The sequence below is a fragment of the Collinsella sp. TM05-37 genome, assembly GCF_003436455.1.
Classification (GTDB): Bacteria; Actinomycetota; Coriobacteriia; order Coriobacteriales; family Coriobacteriaceae; genus Collinsella.
Genome location: NZ_QSPN01000001.1, coordinates 5,445 through 22,536 on the forward strand (window position 1 = coordinate 5,445; position 17,092 = coordinate 22,536).

Here is a 17,092-nt window from a genome sequence, read left to right on the forward strand (position 1 = left end):
CTGATCCGGTCCGACCGGGCCGCGCGGCAAGGAGATATATTGCCAGACCGCGAAGCCCTGTGGGTCGTCAATTCCACTCTTCACAAGTCCTACACAACATATCGCTTTCTATAGCTAATAGAAAGACTGGTGCGGATCTTCCGCACGTATCAGATGATGACCCTTTGGTTTAGAAATATATAGAGATCGGTCACCTGTAAGTGTCTATCTACCCGCGCTTTTAGCAATGTAAACCGCGCTTCAGATAAAAAGAGGGAGCGCCGCGCACAACGCGACACTCCCCTAGCGATTCAAGAGAATCTATTAGGCCTCGAGAGCCTTCTTGGCAATGGCAGCCAGCTCGTTGAAGGACTCGATGTCCTCGTAAGCCATCTGAGCCAGGACCTTGCGGTCGAGCTCGATGCCGGCAACCTTCAGGCCGTGCATGAACTGAGAGTAAGAGATGTCGTTCAGGCGAGCAGCAGCGTTGATACGGGTGATCCAGAGAGAACGGATCTCGCGCTTCTTGTTGCGGCGATCACGATACTGATACTGCAGGGAGTGCTGGACCTGCTCTTTAGCATGCTTGTAAGTACGCGAAGCGGCACCGTAGTAACCCTTCGCACGGTGCATAACGGTACGGCGCTTCTTCTTGGCGGCAACAGCGCGCTTAATACGTGCCATGTTCTATCAACTCCTAGACGGTAAAACGAAAAACGGGAACGCGAACTTAGGCGAGACGCGACTTGATGACCTTGCGGTCGGCAGCGGCGATCTCGGTCTCCTGACGGAAGCCACGCTTACGCTTGGTGGACTTCTTGCTCAGGATGTGGCTCTTGAAAGCCTTGGCGCGCATAAGCTTGCCGGTACCAGTCTTGCGGAAACGCTTCTTGGTGCCGCTGTGGGACTTCATCTTAGGCATGAAATACTCCTTAATCGGTTACAGAACACTAGTTACTTGCTATCGCTTGCCGCTTTATCCTCATCGAAGGCGCCCTTAATCGGGGCGAGCAGCATAAGCATGTTACGGCCTTCCATCTTAGGCTTGGACTCGACCGTAGCGTAAGGCTTGAGATCCTCGGCGAGACGCTCGAGAACGTTAAGGCCCTGCTCCGGGTGAGCCATCTCACGGCCGCGGAACATGATGGTGATCTTAACGCGTGCGCCCTTCTTGAGGAAACGCAGAACGTGGCCCTTCTTGGTCTCGTAGTCGCCAACGTCGATCTTGGGTCGGAACTTCATTTCCTTGACCTCGACCTTGGACTGGTTCTTACGAGCAGCCTTGGCCTTCATGGCCTGCTGGTACTTGAACTTACCGTAGTCCATGACCTTGCAGACCGGCGGCTCCGCGTTGGGAGCGATCTCGACCAGGTCGAGACCCTGATCGTCGGCGACGCGCTGGGCATCGCGGATGGCGAACAGGCCGAGCTGAGAGCCATCGACGCCAATCAAACGACACGAAGATGCAGTGATCTCGTCGTTGATGCGGGTGTCATCAGACTTAGCTATTTTCCCTACCTCCATTCATAAAAAAATAACCCGGCGCTTCTCAGCAACCAGGTCGTACACATAGACTTCCTCGATTTGAGGAAGGGAATCTAAGTTGTATGACCAGTCAGCTGCTCATTGGCGCCAAAAGGTGGGAACCCTCAGGTTCCTCTTTAGGGCATTGCGGGAACAACGCCTTGCGAATAATAACACGTACAGCGCGTTATCACATTACGTACACGAAAAAGGGACCTTGACCCCCTTGAACGCTCGCTTGCATGTATGGTGCTCGAGGCGAGACTCGAAGGGCCTTCGCTTCGCGAAGCCCCGGGCTTCGGGCGCGTGGCGCCCTCGCCACGCTCCGCTACAAACAGGCCACAGGCCTGTTTGCTTAACGCTTCGCGCGCTCACGCGAGTTCGGCACGAAAAAGGGGGCCGCAACCCCCTTGAACGCTCACTTGCATGTATGGTGCCCGAGGCGAGACTCGAACTCGCACGTTGTTGCCAACGGTGGATTTTGAGTCCACTGCGTCTGCCAATTCCGCCACTCGGGCACGCAATGCGTGAGTTAGTTTATCACAGCTTTCTACCGATTAGTCCGAAAATGGAACTTCGAGCATTTCGATGAGTTCGACCGTGCGGAGCATCTCGCGCCGACGGCATCCGCGACCGTCGACCGAAGCCTCACCCATCTGGTTATCGTAAGGGTCCTCGCGCATGCCGTCGAAAGAGGGCTCAAACTCTGCCTGGAATCGATTGTTGGCCACCATACGCCACGGGTCGAGATTGCCAAAGTAGTGACGGCGGCGCCACTCCTCCCCCATCCTGCGAGCAGAAGATCCAAATGACACGTCGGCGTTGAGCCATCCGGTCTGCGGCGTATAGAACTCTGCCCAGTCGTGCGACCCCACCGAATCGGGCGCAACATACAGGCCGCTCTGCCAACGGGCAGGCACGCCCGCGATACGGCACATGGTGATAAACGTGAGCGCCATAACGCCGCAATCGCCGCGGAGCGAATGCGCGCAGTCATCGGCAATAGATCCCAAAAGCAAGTACGGCGGCTGATAGCGATAGTCGATGTACTGCGTCAGGTAATCATAGATAGCACGGGCGCGATCGAGCGGATCCTCGAGCCCGTCAATGACACGGGCTGTCAGCTGCTGTAGATACGGCGTGAATGCAATGTGCGGACGGTCCTCGGAGGTGTCCACGGGCAGTGGCGTGTCCATGCAAGGATGCACCGGAAGCGCACCCCCATAGACATCACGATAAGCGGCATCAATTTGATAGCGATAGGTCACCGAGAATGAGCGCTCACTCGAAGAAGACCACGAGGCGGTACGCGCCGAAGCATTCGCGGGGGCAACAGCACCCTCCGGCGTCATATCGAGAACCTCGATATGAGACTGTTGACGACAGGCGGCGGCAACGGGTAGCCACGCGCGAACGGTCTCCCTTTCCAGAGCGCCGGGGACAGACACGGACGCTTTAAGCGTAATGACGCGAGCCAATCCGTTTTGTGACTCCATCTCCTTGAGCATCTCGTTGCGCAGTGCTATTCCGTCCGTAGAATCGGGCCGCATGCCGGGAACCTCTTTGGGATATACGCGAAGCGAATCGAGGAAGTTGTCGAGAACGAACAGTTCGCCATCGATAAAGCGCCAGTCAATACGCTTACGATTAATCAGGTCATCAAACTGCTCTTCGGTAAACTCTGGCCACTCCTCGCGAATCATCGCAATAGCCTGGTCGCGCGACACCGAAAAATGAAGCGGCGTCTCGAGCATGCGATACCGCTCGGCACGAACACAAGCAGCCAGCGAAGGCTCGGAGTTCTGCTCCAAAAGGCGATCGCAGGCAGCAACAGCCTGCGTCAAATACCCGGCATCCATAAGACGAAGAATCTCGGGCGGCAGTCCAACATCGAGATGACGAAAGTCATCACAGCAAACATCAGCAGAGCAACCAACTGGACCCTCGTCAATAACCTTCCCATCCGAAGGCAGCACATTAATAACAGCCATACCAAAACTCCAAGTCACTAGAACGCTTGAAGCCCATTGTAGCGAGATAAAAAGAAAGCCCCAACAAGGGAGCCATCAACACCGCTGAACGGTAACCATATAACTAAAATCAGACCAGTAACCCTGTAGCAAGTTAACAAAGGAGGCCCCGTTTCCCCGGAGCTGATTCCGTCGCGCGACTTCTGGCAAAGCCAGTAGCCATCTTAATTCAGACTCGTAACCCTGCGGCGTTAAACGAAGGAAGCCCCGTCCCCCGGAGCTGTTTTCTTGGCGCGACTTCTGGCAAAGCCAGGTGAGCGCAAAGGAAACAGTGTAGGGGGACGGGGCTTCCGGCGGGAAGTTTAGCGACGCTTACGCCTTGTTGACGGAGCCAAACTCCTCCATGAGCTCCTTGGTGCGGGCAACGATGTTGTCGCGACCAGGCTTGAGGAGCTTGCGGGGGTCAAAGCCCTTGCCCTGCTGATCCTTGCCAGCCTCGATGTACTCGCGGACGCCCTTGGCGAAGACGAGCTGCAGGTCGGTGTTGACGTTGATCTTGGAGATGCCCAGGGAGATGGCCTTCTTGATCTGATCCTCGGGGATGCCGGTGCCACCGTGCAGAACGAGGGGCAGGTCACCGGTCTGGGCCTTAATCTCGCCCAGACGCTCGAAGGAAAGACCAGCCCAGTCGGCGGGGTACACGCCGTGGATGTTGCCGATGCCGCAGGCGAGGAAGTCGACACCCAGGTCAGCGATCTGCTTGCACTCAGCAGGATCAGCGAGCTCGCCGCTGGAGGTCACGCCGTCCTCGGTGCCGCCGATGCCGCCGACCTCGGCCTCGATGGACATGCCCTTGGAGTGAGCAAGCTCAACGAGCTCCTTGGTGCGGTCGAGGTTAAGCTGGAAGGTCTCCTCGTGAGAGCCGTCATACATGATGGACGTGAAGCCGGCCTCGATGCACTTGAAGCAGTCCTCGTAAGAACCGTGATCGAGGTGAAGGGCGACGGGAACGGTAACGCCCGTGGCCTCGACGGCAGCCTTGACCATGTCGGCGCAGACCTTGAAACCGCCCATCCACTTAGCGGCACCAGCGGTGCACTGAAGGATCAGCGGAGACTTGGCCTCCTCGGCGGCCTGGAGAATAGCCAGGGTCCACTCGAGGTTGTTGGTGTTGAAGGCACCAAGACCGTACTTGCCGGCCTCGGCCTTCTTGAGCATGTCTGCTGCGTTGACGAGCATAAAAGAAACCTCCTGTAAGGTTGCTCCGATAACGCCTGAGATTTTACCACGGCGCACCCGAGCATAAACGTTCGTTTGTTCACGAATATCGTCCAAACAGACTTTTTTGACCGTTTGCCCTACGAAATCGACCCGTTGGGGAAAAATAGCTTGACGTTTGGACGCTTCTCGTGCTTCAAAAGCCGACTATTAAGCTAAATCTGCATGAAAGGGTTCTGCATGAGCTCGCGTGCCATGGTGGTCGAATCGCCATGACCGGTTAGGCAAACGGTATCGGGCGGGAGAAGCCGGGCGAGCTTGGAGAGCGAGCGCAGAATCGCCGCCTCGTCTCCTCCAGAAAGATCGGTGCGGCCGTGCCCACCCGGAAACAGGGTGTCGCCCACAAAGGCAATGTTCCCCTGCTCGGTGGCAGCAAACAAGACGATCCCGCCCGGCGTATGCCCTGGCGTCTCGATCACCTGCAGGTAGATATCGCCCACCTTGATAGCATCTCCCTCGGCGAGCAGGTGCGTCGGCTCCCCGGGGTCAGGCGTCTCAATGCCCCACATAGCTCGCTGTTCCTCGATGTTCGCATGCGGCACCGCCACATCCTTAGCACACAGCTCATACTGGCAGCCCTCGCCAACGGTGGTTCGCACGCCTGCAACACCACCAACATGATCGGCATGGCCATGAGTGCATACGGCGCCAAACACGCGTACGCCGGGATGCTCGGCTCGAATATGCTCCACCAGGCGTTCGCCTTCCCATGCGGGATCGATAATCACGCACTCATTGTCCGAAATAACAGCATAGCTATTGGTCTGAATGGGACCGTTTACGAGCGTCTCGATCTCGACCGATCCCTTGGGAGTTAAATCCAAGGACACAGCACTCATGTCCCTCTCCTCTCTATAGAACTCGAGGCATCAAACGATGCCTCGAGTGTAGCGAATATCGATAATGTGACACGTTCGTCGCGACTAAACGCGGCGCTTAAGCTGGGCTCCACCCTCACCGGGCATCAGGCGGCGCGCGTCGTAGACCGAGTCAACGCTGCTGATGGAGGCCAGCAGCGGATCCAGACCACTCGCGTCCGAGATCTCGACCATAAAGCGCAGGGTTGCAATACCCTCGCGGTTGGTCGACGTGGCGGCAGAAAGGATATTGCCGCCCGCATCGCCAATGGCAATGGTGACATCCTTGAGCAGGCCCATGCGGTCCAGGCACTCGACCACGATCTCGACCTGGAAGAGGGTGTCGGCAGCGCCGTCCCACTCCACTTCGATCATGCGCTCGGGATGCTCCATAAGACCCTTGACGTTGGGACAGTTGGCGCGATGCACCGAAACGCCACGACCGCGCGTGATGAAGCCGACGATGTCGTCGCCCGTCACGGGGTTGCAGCAATGAGCCAGACGGACCAGTAGGCCGCTGTTGCTCTCGCCCTTGACGATAATGCCGTTACTGGCGCTCTTGCCGCGCTTTTGCGGCTTGCGGTTGGAGCCGCGAGCAGGCTGCTTCACGACCTCGGCGATAGCCTCGGCCTTGGTGAGCTGTTCCTCGGGCTTGGGGTCCAAGATTTGCTCGACCTTATTGCCCACAGCGCGCGGGGCAACCTTGCCGGCGCCGACGGCGGCAAACAGGTCCTCGAGCTGCTTGAAGTTAAACTGCTCCGCCACGGCGTTGAGCGCACGCGTCGAACGCGGCGTAGAAATGCCATAGCCACGCTTACGCAGGTCCTTAGCCAGCATATCGCGACCAGCAGCAGCGTCGTCGTCCTTGGTCGCAGCGGCAAAATAGCGGCGGATCTTTGACTTGGCGGAAGGTGTCTTAACGATCTTGAGCCAATCACGCGACGGCTTGGAACTCTTGTTAGTCAGAATCTCGACACGGTCACCCGTCTTAATCTCGTGCGTGAGCGGAGCCACCGCACCGTTGATTTTGGCGCCGACGCAATGGTTTCCCACCTCGGTGTGAACGGCGTAGGCAAAGTCGAGCGGCGTGGAGCCGGCACGAAGCGCCATGACCTCGCCCTTGGGCGTAAAGACAAAGATCTCCTGATCGAAGAGGTCGACCTTCAGCGAATGCAGGTATTCCTTGGCATCGGTGATCTCGTCGGAAGCCGCCCAATCGAGCGAATGCTTGAGCCAGTTGATCTGGTCGTCCAAACGTTGAGCGTCATTGGTCTTGGAAGCAGACGATCCGCCCGACTTCTTATATAGCCAGTGGGCGGCAATGCCGTACTCGGCCTGCTCATGCATCTCATAGGTTCGAATCTGAATCTCGAGCGGGCGAGCCGTGGGGCCGATGACCGTCGTGTGGAGCGACTGGTAGTTATTGACCTTGGGCATGGCGATATAGTCTTTAAAGCGGCCGGGCATGGGGTGCCACAGCGTGTGCACCGCGCCGAGCGTGGAGTAGCAATCGCGCACCGAATGCGTGATGACGCGCAGTGCCACCAGGTCGTAGATCTCGGAGAATTCCTTGCCCTTGCGCTTCATCTTTTGGTAGATGGACCAATAGTGCTTGGAACGGCCGTTGATCTGGAAGTCTTCCAGGCCAATGCGGTTGAGCTCGTCGGTGAGCGTCTTGATGGTCTCGGCCAGATAGCGCTCACGGACCTCGCGCGACTCCGCCACCATGCGTGCGATGCGCTGGTAGGCATCGGGCTCCAGGTAGAAGAAGGACAGGTCCTCGAGCTCCCATTTAATGGAGCTCATGCCCAGACGGTCGGCCAGGGGCGCATACACGTCCATGGTCTCGCGAGCCTTAAACAGGCGACGGTCCTCACGCAGGGCTGCAAGGGTGCGCATGTTGTGCAGACGGTCGGCAAGCTTAACGATGATGACGCGGATGTCCTTGGACATGGCGAGGAACATCTTTCGCAGCGTGAGCGCCTGTTTCTCGTCCATACTGTCGACTTCGATGTTGGTGAGCTTGGTCACGCCATCGACGAGCTCGGCCACCGTATCGCCAAACAGGCCGGAAACATCGGCAAGCGAGGTCTCGGTATCCTCGACGGTATCGTGCAGCAGCGCGGCGCACACTACATCGCAGTCCATCTTGAGATCGGCCAAAATGATGGCCACCTCGACGGGATGGTTGATGTACATCTCACCCGAGCGGCGCTTTTGGTTGCAGTGCTTCTCGGCAGCAAAGCAATAGGCCTGCTCCACCTTAGAAAAGTCGTCCTCATTCATATATTTGAGGCACAGGCGCTCCAGTTTGTCGTAGCTGTCCGCCATAATCTCGGGCGGCAGCTCATCGGCATGCTTATAGTGCTCCATCTCCGAGAACGGCTGGAGGGTGGAATCATGGGCGGTACGGGCTGCGGCATCCATCGAGGTCCCCTTCCCCTAGGCCCGCGGTACGATCGGGCGGTTAACTTTGGCTAGCATATCAGAAGCGCACGAATCGAGCGCCCAACTCCGGAAAGCCGAGAACTCCATGCGCGAGCGCAAGCCCTCCAAATAGCGAATTGACCTGCTCAATTGCACACGGCCGGGGTTTTCGGCCATCGCGATGCGACGGGTGTCGTCAAACCCCGAAATGCGACAGAAACCAAGCTCTTCGAAGATTCCCAGGCCACTTTCCACCGAGCGCTCGTCGACCGGCGTGCGAGCATCGATGGCAAGGCACATCTGCGCGATGTCGATATCGCTTGCGCAGAATGAATCATCCCCGGTCTTACCGCGGTTGGAGCGCCACATGGTCTGCAACGCACGATAGAGTGTGACGAGTTCGTCGCGCTCGGGTGCGTAGCAGTCGAGCAGGCGCTCGTTGATGCGGGCGTCGCGCGACGAATAGAGCAGGTGGATCACGGCGGGCTGTCCGTCACGACCGGCACGCCCGCTCATCTGGTTGAACTCAATGGCGCCAAACGGCATGTGGTACAGCACGACATGGCGGATATCGGGCAGATTGACACCCTCGCCAAAGGCAGAGGTCGAGACGATGCAGCTGAGGCTTCCGTCTCGGAATGCTTCCTCCACGCGGCGGCGATCGGAGCGCGCAAGCCCCGCGTTATAGAACGCGATATGGGTTGCGCAATCGGGCACACGCTTGCGCAACGTCTTGGCGAGCGCCACGGACTGGTCGCGCGAATTGACGTAAATGACGGTCTTCTCCCCCGTCGCCACGATCGACACCAAACGGTTCTCGCGGCTCGCAAGGTCGCGGTCGTCCTCGAGCTGCAGGTTCTCGCGCACCGTCTCGTCGACCACCGTGCGAGTAATCGGCAGCATGCGGGCAAGCTCGGCCACGACCGGAGCCGTCGCGGTGGCCGTCGCAGCCATAACAACCGGGTCGCCCAGGGCTTTGAGGATATCGGGCATGTCGAGATAGGCGCTGCGGTCGCCGCCCTTGGCAAGGCCGGCGTGGTGCGCCTCATCGATAACGACAAAGCCGATGCGGCCCGAACGCGCGAAGCGGTCACGGTGGATAGATAGGAACTCGGGCGTCGTGAGCACGATACCGGTGCGGCCCGAAGCTAGGCCGGCGAACACATCATCGCGTGCGGCCTCCACGGTCTCGCCGGTCAGCACGCCAACGCCAATGCCAAGCGCTGCCATCGTCGACGAGAGGTGATAGGCCTGGTCGGCAACAAGCGCGCGCAGCGGATAGACAAAGATGCTCGCACGTCCGCGAAGGACAGCCTCGCGCGCAGCATGTACATGGAAGATGAGAGACTTGCCGCGGCCCGTTCCCATAACGGCCAAGACGCTCTGGTGGTCGGCCAAGGCATCGAGCGCCTCAACCTGCGCGCGGTGCGGCTGGTTCGATCCGATAAAGCTATGGATAAGCGAGCGCGTGAGCTCGGTATAGGAAAGCTGGGCGAGCGTCTCGCGTTTACGCGACTCCAGGCGCAGGCCAGAATCCGCCGGCTGCACGCCGCGGCGAAGCTCGCACGCCGGATCATCGACGCTGGGCAGCGTGGTATCGCGAACCAGAACATCCTTGATCATGAGCTTTGGCTTTACGCGACCTTGCCAATGCTCGGCCACGGCCTCGAACACCAAGTCGACGGCGCTATCGCAATTGATGAGCTTATCGATCTGCGGCACGCGGAACATAATGGCCGGCACACTCGCGGCGCCATCGGTCGCCACAAAGCGCATGTGCTCGCCGGTTTTGCCCACCACGGCGCGGTCGCACATCGTCACGCCCTCGGCAGCCAGCAGCGGCACCTTGTTGCCCTGGCCAAACGGCTCAAGACGGGAGATCTGCTCGATGGTCTCGATATTCAGCTCGGAAAGGTCGACGGTGGCGGCGACCTCGTCGGTGTCTTCAAAGTCCTCGGCGGGAAGCTCCGATAGCACGGCGGAAAGGCGGCGGCGGAACTCATCGAGCTTGGATGCCTCGATGGTCACACCCACCGCACCGGCATGTCCGCCGCGACGAATCAGCAGGTCGGAACAGCGCTCGACGGCGTCAAACAGGTTAACTTTGCCCACCGAGCGACCAGAGCCGCGCGCGATACCGTCCTCGATCGAGAACAGTAGCGCCGGCACGTGATAGCGGTTGGTCAGACGGCTTGCCACGATGCCCTTGACGCCCTCGTGCCAGCCCTCGCCACCCACGACGATTGCGCGCCCGCCGTCATAAGTCTCCTCGACCTTCGCCATGGCATCGCGCGTAAGCTCGGCCTCGATCTCGCGGCGTTGGCGATTGATTTCCTCGAGCTCGGCGGCAAGAGTGCTCGCTTCGATGGGGTCGCGGGCAAGCAGCAGGTCGAGCGCCAGCTTGGGATCAGCCATGCGGCCGGCAGCATTCAGACGAGGGATGAGCGAAAACGACAGGCCGTCGGCCGTAATGGTAGAAAGGTCGGCCTTGGCAAGTGCGGCAAGCGCGATATAGCCGGGGCGGGCCGTCACGCGCATCTGCTGGATGCCCTCGGCGACCAGTGCGCGATTCTCGGGCGTGAGCGGCATCATGTCGGACACGGTGCCCAGCGCTGCGACCTCTATCAGCGAACGCCAATACGACGGCTTGCCCAAACGCTCGCCCAGGACCTGCACCAGCTTGAGCGCCACGCCGGCACCGGCAAGCTCGCGCGAGGGACCCTCGTCCTCGAGCTTGGGGTCGGTCAGGGGCACGCCCTGCGGCACCTGGTCGGAGGGCTCGTGATGGTCCGTGACCACCAAATCGATCCCCAGGCTCTCCAGATAGGAAACCTCTTCCTTGGCGGCAATACCGTTATCGACGGTCACAATCAGGTTGGGTTGGGCGAGTTCGTTGACGCGGTCGAGCGCCGCACGCGACAGGCCGTAGCCCTCGTCAAAGCGATGCGGAATAAACGGCGTGACATCGGCGCCAAACGTGCGCAATGCCTCGGTCAACAGGCAGGTCGACGTAATACCGTCAACATCAAAATCGCCAAAGACCGCAATGTGCTCGTGGCTGCGAATAGCGCGCTCAACGCGGTCGGCGACGACCGCCATGCCCGGAATAACGAGCGGGTCGGCCCAGTCGCGATCGAGCGAAGGCGTCAAAAACAGCTGGCCTTCTTCGATGGATGTAATGCCGTGCGCAACCATAATGCGCGCCACCAGCCCGGGTATGCCCAGGCCAGCCGAAAACTCCTTTTCGAGCTCGGGGTTTTGCCGAGCGACTGCCCAGCGATGCGTCGTCTTAAGCGATGACATAGGCGCCCACCCCCGATAGGGGCAGGTCGCCGCGATACCTCTCACGGTTCATAGCGATGAGTCCTCTGTGTATGCCCGCTTCGGCAGGCAGATCTGTTGAACGGATTTATTATACCGTGCAGAGCAGACGCAAATCGCCGCAGCACGCCGCGGTTTCGGTAAACGATGCCGGTAATAGCCTCGAAATATTCGAGCGTTTCTGACGCACGGACGCATGCGAGCGTCTAGCATATCCATTCAAAACGGGTTCACGGGCAAAGGGAGTCACAAGCGCATATGAAGCAATGGGTTGGACTGGGCAAGTTTCTCGCGGGGCACATGCAGGTCATCGTTCCGATTTGCGTGGCACTCGGCGTGCTCTTTCCCCAACAGATTGGCGTACTCAAGCCCATCGTTCCCACCTTGTTTGCCTTTATGACGTTTCAGGGTGCGCTCAGCAACACCTTTCACCAGGTAACCGAGGTGTTCCGCCGTCCGTTGCACCTAGTCTTGGCGCTGCTCGTCTCGGCGGTGCTTATTCCCATCGCGGCGTATGCCATGGGGTCACTCTTCTTTGGCTCCAACCCCAACCTTGTCTGCGGCATTGTGCTCGAATACAGCGTGCCCGTGGCCGTCACCGCTTTTATGTGGATCAGCATGTTCGGCGGCAACGGCCCGCTCGCGCTCACCATCATCCTGACGTCCTCGGTCATCTCACCTGTGACGATTCCGCTTACGCTCAAGCTCCTGCTGGGCGCCACCGTCTCGATCGACGTGCCGAGCATGATGCAGAACATGGCCTTTATGATCGCCATCCCCGCTGTGCTCGGTATTGCCATCAATGAACTCACGCGCGGCTGGGGCCACGAGAAACTCTCTCCCGTGCTCTCGCCCGCCTGCAAGTTCATGATGATGGGCGTCATCGCGTCCAACTCCACCGCTATGAGCGAGTACGTGCTGCACATAAACGCGGTGCGCCTGGAAGTCGCCCTCTTTATTTTGGTCTTCGCCATCAGCGGCTTTGTCGTCGGTTTTCTGGTCGCACGTGCGCTGCATCTGCCATATAGCGAGACGACTACCATGTGCTTTACCTGCGGCATGCGCAACATCTCTTCGGGTGCCGTCATCGCCACGCAGTACTTTCCGGGCGAGGTCGTGTTCCCCGTCATGTGCGGCACGCTGTTTCAGCAGGTGCTGGCCTCGATTATCGGGCATCTCTTTGAGTGCCTAACCTGCGAGGAGCGCACCAAACAGCGCAAGCGGGTCGAAGCCGGCCGCGACGCCATGGCGCGCTAGGCTGTCCGCATTACGCGGGTGTTAGTCTTGCTATACGAGCGTTTCCAGATGCGCACGCAGACGCTCAGCATCGATATCGAGCGTCGTCTCGGCATTGACTTGGGCCAAACGATAGCCGACAAAGTAGGGCGAAACCACCCAACGCGGCAGCGCCTTGGCAATGGTCCGACCGCCCAGGTGATAGAAGAACAAGTTGTACGACTCTGCGCGACCACCGTGGTGCTCGTTTAGGATATAGCGCAGAGCTACCTGGACCGCATCGGCAAAGAGATCCGCCTCGGCTTGGTCTCGTGCGTCATCGCTGGCGGCGATTCCCTGCGGGGCTGAAACGTTGATCTCAAAGAACCCCATGATCGGTTCGGTTGAGATATTGACCGAGATTCTCCCCTGTTGCCAGACATTGATGCCTTCGAAATTGGCGGAAGTCAGCGAAGTGTAGCCGTCTTCCTGCTCCAAACCCACAATCTGCATGTGCGGATGAACGAGACTACCGCCCGAGAGCGGACCCTTGTTCTTGTACATGAGAACGCTGCGATACTGCTGTGAATCGATCATCTGCTGCCAGCAACCCAGGGCAAACCGCATCACATGGTGGAGTTCATCCGGCTCATAGATCACCAGGTCGGCATCGTGATCGGCCGACTCGATCAGCACGGTTTGACGGGTGGCGCGCAGGGTCTTGAACTTATTCTCGAGCCAGATGCAGTCACCATCGCGCCGGATGATATCGGCAAGTTCCTCGGTATCGCAAAAGGGACACGCGGTGCCAGGGCGCCGGTTGTCGTCGGGCTTACCGTTCGCCTGCTGAACGTCAAATACCAGCGCCACGGGTTACGCCTCCAGCGGCACGATCTTGGTGCCATGGAGCTCGGAGACGCTCAATGCCGCCGCCACGGTATCGCGGTTGGCCGTAGAAATGCCGCCGCCGGGAAGGATGGTCAGGCGGTCGCCCGCATACTCGACAAGACGCGACAGGTGCTCCAGGTTGTCCTCGATCGGCGTTCCGGCAGCACCACCATGCGTCAGGATGCGCGTGATGCCGCAGTCGGCGAGTGTGTCAATGGCGTCCAGCTGAGCCTCGGGCGAGAGCTGGTCAAAGGCCATGTGGAAGGTGATATCGATGGCCCCGCGCTTGCACTCCTCGGTCGCGCAGCCCGTAGCCATCACGAGGGCGCCGAGGGTGAGCTCGTCGAGCGCCCAGCCGCCGGCACAGGGCTTGCAGCAGCCAAAGACCAGGCCGTCAACGCCGGCGCTCACGGCAAGACCCAAGTCCATCTCCATCATGCGCAGCTCGTCCTGGTTGTAGTGAAAGTCACCGCCACGCGGGCGAATCATGCACATCACTCGCGCGTCATGCTCGTGAGCATAGCTGACCGTAGTGCTGATAACGCCGGCCGAGGGCGTGGTACCACCGACGGCAAGGTTGTCGCACAACTCGATGCGCTTAGCACCGGCATCGATAGCCGCCGGCACACGCTCAAAGTTCTCGGCACAAAACTCGTACAGCATAGCTAGACCCCCAAAGACAGCAGATGTTTTCCGACGGGCATTGTCACACACCCCCATGAAGTTGCGGTGGAATAAGGACTCTTTTGACCTCTGAGGCTCCCATTTAGTCCCTATTCCACCGCAACTTAAAGGGAATAGTCGTTGGCATCTGCCACAACGTCGATGTTTTGGCAACGACAGCGAAAACCCGCCAGAGCGAGCAAGGTGCCTTGAAACGAGGCGGCATTGCCCTTCTGGTCATGCCGCCGAAGTTGAAAGGCAGATTGCCGCTCTGGCGGGCTTGCAGCGTCGAGCCGTTACGCGGTTTGGTAAAACCGCGTAACTAGTTAACCGCCCAGGTAGGCTTTGCGGACGTTATCGTCGTGCAGGAGCTCTTGGCCGGTGCCAGTCATGGTGATCTTGCCGGTCTCGAGCACGTAGCCGCGTGTGGCGATCGAGAGCGCCATCTGCGCATTCTGCTCGACCAGAAGCACCGTGGTGCCGGCCTTGTGCAGGTCCTCGACAATCTGGAAAATCTGCTCAATCAGAATCGGCGCCAGGCCCATGGAAGGCTCGTCGAGCATGAGCAGCTTGGGGTTGCTCATAAGGGCGCGCCCCATAACGAGCATCTGCTGTTCGCCGCCCGAAAGGGTGCCGGCGACCTGGCGACGGCGCTCCTTAAGGCGCGGGAACTGCTCGTAGACGCGCTCAAGGCCCGGAGCCACCGTGGACTTGGGCTGCGTGTAGGCGCCCATCTCCAGGTTCTCCTCGACCGTCATCTGCAAAAAGGCGCGACGGCCCTCGGGAACCTGGGCCAGGCCCTTGCCCACCAGTTTATCGGCAGGCGTATGGGTAATGTCCTCGCCCATAAACTTGATGGAGCCGGTCTTGGAACGCAGCAGGCCCGAGATGGTTTTAAGCGTCGTGGACTTACCGGCGCCGTTCGCGCCGATCAGGGCCACGATCTCGCCCTCGTTGACGTTAAAGGAGATGTCCTTGATGGCGTGGATAGCGCCGTACCAGACGTTGATGTTGTAGACGGAAAGCATCGGCTCTGCCATTTAGTTCTCCCCCTTATCCTGCTTGCCCAGATATGCCTCAATTACGGCATCGTTGTTCTGGATCTCCTCGGCCGTGCCCTTGGCGATGACCTTACCAAAGTTGAGCACGCAGATGCCCTCGCAGATGTTCATGACGAGCGACATATCATGCTCGATAAGCATAATGGCGATGCCAAAGGTGTCGCGGATCTTGACGATGTTCTCCATGAGCTCCGCGGTCTCGGACGGGTTCATGCCGGCGGCAGGCTCGTCGAGCAGCAGCAGTTTGGGGTTGGTGGCAAGCGCGCGGACGATCTCCAGACGACGCTGGGCGCCGTAAGGCAGCGAGCCGGCCTGCTCGTTTGCCAGGTGCTCCATATCAAAGATGGACAGCAGCTCCATGGCGCGCTCGTGGGCGGCCTTCTCGTGCTTCCAGTACGTCGGCAGACGCAGCACGCCCTCAAAACCAGAGTAGCGCTCCTGGTTGTGCAGGCCGACCTTAACGTTGTCCTCCACCGTCATGGTGTTGAACAGGCGAATGTTCTGGAAGGTACGGGCGATACCCATACGGTTGACCTGATAGACCGACTTGCCCGAGGTGTCCTCGCCGTCGAGCAGGATAGTACCGTGCGTGGGCTGGTACACCTTGGTGAGCAGGTTGAAGACCGTGGTCTTACCGGCACCGTTGGGACCGATCAGACCGGCGATCTCGGTCTTACCGATGGTCAGGCTAAAGTCGTCGACTGCCTTAAGGCCGCCAAATTCAATGCCCAAGTGGATGCACTCGAGCGCCGGGCGCTGGCCCAGGTCGCGGTCGGGAACGATGGCGCCAGAAGGATACGGGACCATCTTGCCCTTGTTGAACTCAAACTTACTGGGCATCGGCTGCTACCTCCTTCTTGGAAGCAAAGCGGTCCTTAATGCGTGCGAAGAACGCCTTGAGCTGCGGGTTGTTGGTAAAGATCATGACCAGGATCAGCACGATGGCGTAGATGAGCATGCGGTAGTCCGAGAACTGACGGAGCAGCTCGGGAAGCACCGTGAGCAACGCCGCCGCGATGACGGAGCCGCGCATATTGCCCAGACCGCCCAGGACCACGAATACCAGGATGAGGATGGACGTGTTGAAGTCGAACTTGGTGGCGGAAAGCTGCGAGAAGTTACCGCCGAAGAGGGCTCCGGCAGCGCCGGCGAGAGCGGCGGAAACCACGAAGGCGATCATGCGGTACTCGGTGACGGAGATGCCCACGGACTCGGCAGCGATCTTGTTGTCGCGCACGGCCATAATGGCACGGCCGGTACGGCTGCGAACCAGGTTGAGCACGATCACGAGTGCGACCATGACCAGGACGGCACCGGCGAGGAAGGTCGAGTACGTCGACACGCCCGATGCGCCCTGGGCGCCCTTGATGATGGCGGTGCCGTCCTCGAGCAGGTGCAGGTCGTCGATCGTGGAGTTACCTGTAATGTTAAAGATCACATGCAGGCCGCGGGAGTCGACGCCCACGATAAGGCAGGTGACGATCTCTTTGATGATCTCGCCAAAGGCCAGCGTCACGATAGCCAGGTAATCGCCGCTCAGGCGAAGGACCGGGATGCCGATCAAGAAGCCCAGGATGGCGGCAGCGATGGCGCCGACCACGATGCTGATGATAAGGCGCACCGGATCGGAGGGAACGGCGCTCTCCAGCGCGACGGCGGTGACGATTCCCGTATAGGCACCGACACTCATAAAGCCCGCGTGGCCCAGCGACAAGTCACCCGCGATGCCGACGACGAGGTTAAGGGAGATGGCCATGACGATATAGGCCGTAATGGGAACCAGCTGACCGGCGATCATGCGCGGAATCATGTGGTTGGACTGCATAAAGAACACGATGGCGAACGCCACAAGGCACATGGCGTACGTAACAAAGTCGTGACGCGTCTGCTTGTCTTTAAGAAACTTCAT

The 17,092-nt window shown here is 59.4% G+C and carries 14 protein-coding genes and 1 tRNA gene; 1 reads left to right on the top strand and 14 read right to left on the bottom strand.

All coding sequences use genetic code 11. The features are described 5' to 3' along the window. Positions 1-303 precede the first annotated feature (303 nt). The 9 genes from rplT to recJ form a co-directional block, all read right to left on the bottom strand. Positions 304-663, bottom strand: a complete 360-nt coding sequence (rplT, locus tag DXD48_RS00020; RefSeq protein WP_022094123.1) for a 50S ribosomal protein L20 — start codon at positions 661-663, stop codon at positions 304-306. A 46-nt stretch (positions 664-709) separates the two neighbouring features. After that, a complete protein-coding gene (rpmI, locus tag DXD48_RS00025; RefSeq protein ID WP_006234422.1) occupies positions 710-901 on the bottom strand; it encodes a 50S ribosomal protein L35 in 192 nt (63 codons plus the stop codon). Positions 902-933: 32 nt separating this feature from the next. After that, positions 934-1,503 (bottom strand): translation initiation factor IF-3, encoded by a 570-nt coding sequence (infC, locus tag DXD48_RS00030; RefSeq protein WP_089573296.1) that lies wholly within the window; start codon positions 1,501-1,503, stop codon positions 934-936. A 431-nt stretch (positions 1,504-1,934) separates the two neighbouring features. After that, a tRNA-Leu gene (locus tag DXD48_RS00035) sits at positions 1,935-2,021 on the bottom strand. Positions 2,022-2,060: 39 nt separating this feature from the next. Next, a complete protein-coding gene (locus DXD48_RS00040; protein ID WP_117563487.1) occupies positions 2,061-3,494 on the bottom strand; it encodes a transglutaminase-like domain-containing protein in 1,434 nt (477 codons plus the stop codon). A gap of 351 nt (positions 3,495-3,845) precedes the next feature. Continuing rightward, positions 3,846-4,712, bottom strand: a complete 867-nt coding sequence (gene fba / locus DXD48_RS00045) for a class II fructose-1,6-bisphosphate aldolase (protein WP_035137086.1) — start codon at positions 4,710-4,712, stop codon at positions 3,846-3,848. 194 nt (positions 4,713-4,906) lie between these two features. Continuing rightward, on the bottom strand, positions 4,907-5,590 hold the full coding sequence (locus DXD48_RS00050; RefSeq protein ID WP_089573298.1) for an MBL fold metallo-hydrolase: 684 nt from the start codon (positions 5,588-5,590) through the stop codon (positions 4,907-4,909). Between the two features lie 84 nt (positions 5,591-5,674). After that, positions 5,675-8,035, bottom strand: a complete 2,361-nt coding sequence (locus DXD48_RS00055) for a bifunctional (p)ppGpp synthetase/guanosine-3',5'-bis(diphosphate) 3'-pyrophosphohydrolase (protein WP_089573299.1) — start codon at positions 8,033-8,035, stop codon at positions 5,675-5,677. Between the two features lie 15 nt (positions 8,036-8,050). After that, complete coding sequence (gene recJ, locus DXD48_RS00060) at positions 8,051-11,338, bottom strand: single-stranded-DNA-specific exonuclease RecJ (protein WP_117563488.1); 3,288 nt, start codon at positions 11,336-11,338, stop codon at positions 8,051-8,053. A gap of 276 nt (positions 11,339-11,614) precedes the next feature. On the opposite strand from recJ, the gene DXD48_RS00065 reads away from it, so the two are divergent. Continuing rightward, the gene (locus DXD48_RS00065; protein ID WP_089573301.1) at positions 11,615-12,613 is read left to right on the top strand and encodes a bile acid:sodium symporter family protein; all 999 of its coding nucleotides are present in this window, start codon (positions 11,615-11,617) and stop codon (positions 12,611-12,613) included. Positions 12,614-12,643: 30 nt separating this feature from the next. Here DXD48_RS00065 and DXD48_RS00070 read toward each other — a convergent pair whose 3' ends face one another. The 5 genes from DXD48_RS00070 to DXD48_RS00090 all read right to left on the bottom strand — a co-directional run bounded on the left by DXD48_RS00070 (position 12,644) and on the right by DXD48_RS00090 (position 17,092). Continuing rightward, positions 12,644-13,441: a DUF4931 domain-containing protein gene (locus tag DXD48_RS00070; protein WP_117563489.1), complete on the bottom strand. Its 798-nt coding sequence runs from the start codon at positions 13,439-13,441 to the stop codon at positions 12,644-12,646. Positions 13,442-13,444: 3 nt separating this feature from the next. Further along, positions 13,445-14,122 carry a copper homeostasis protein CutC gene (locus DXD48_RS00075; RefSeq protein WP_089573303.1) on the bottom strand — a complete coding sequence of 226 codons (678 nt, stop codon included), beginning with the start codon at positions 14,120-14,122 and terminating at the stop codon, positions 13,445-13,447. A gap of 326 nt (positions 14,123-14,448) precedes the next feature. Next, a complete protein-coding gene (locus tag DXD48_RS00080) occupies positions 14,449-15,150 on the bottom strand; it encodes an ABC transporter ATP-binding protein (protein WP_117563737.1) in 702 nt (233 codons plus the stop codon). A gap of 12 nt (positions 15,151-15,162) precedes the next feature. Then, a complete protein-coding gene (locus DXD48_RS00085) occupies positions 15,163-16,023 on the bottom strand; it encodes an ABC transporter ATP-binding protein (protein ID WP_089573307.1) in 861 nt (286 codons plus the stop codon). Beyond that, entirely contained in the window at positions 16,013-17,092 is a 1,080-nt protein-coding gene (locus tag DXD48_RS00090) for a branched-chain amino acid ABC transporter permease (RefSeq protein WP_089573308.1), read from the bottom strand. The genes DXD48_RS00085 and DXD48_RS00090 overlap by 11 nt, the downstream gene beginning before the upstream one ends.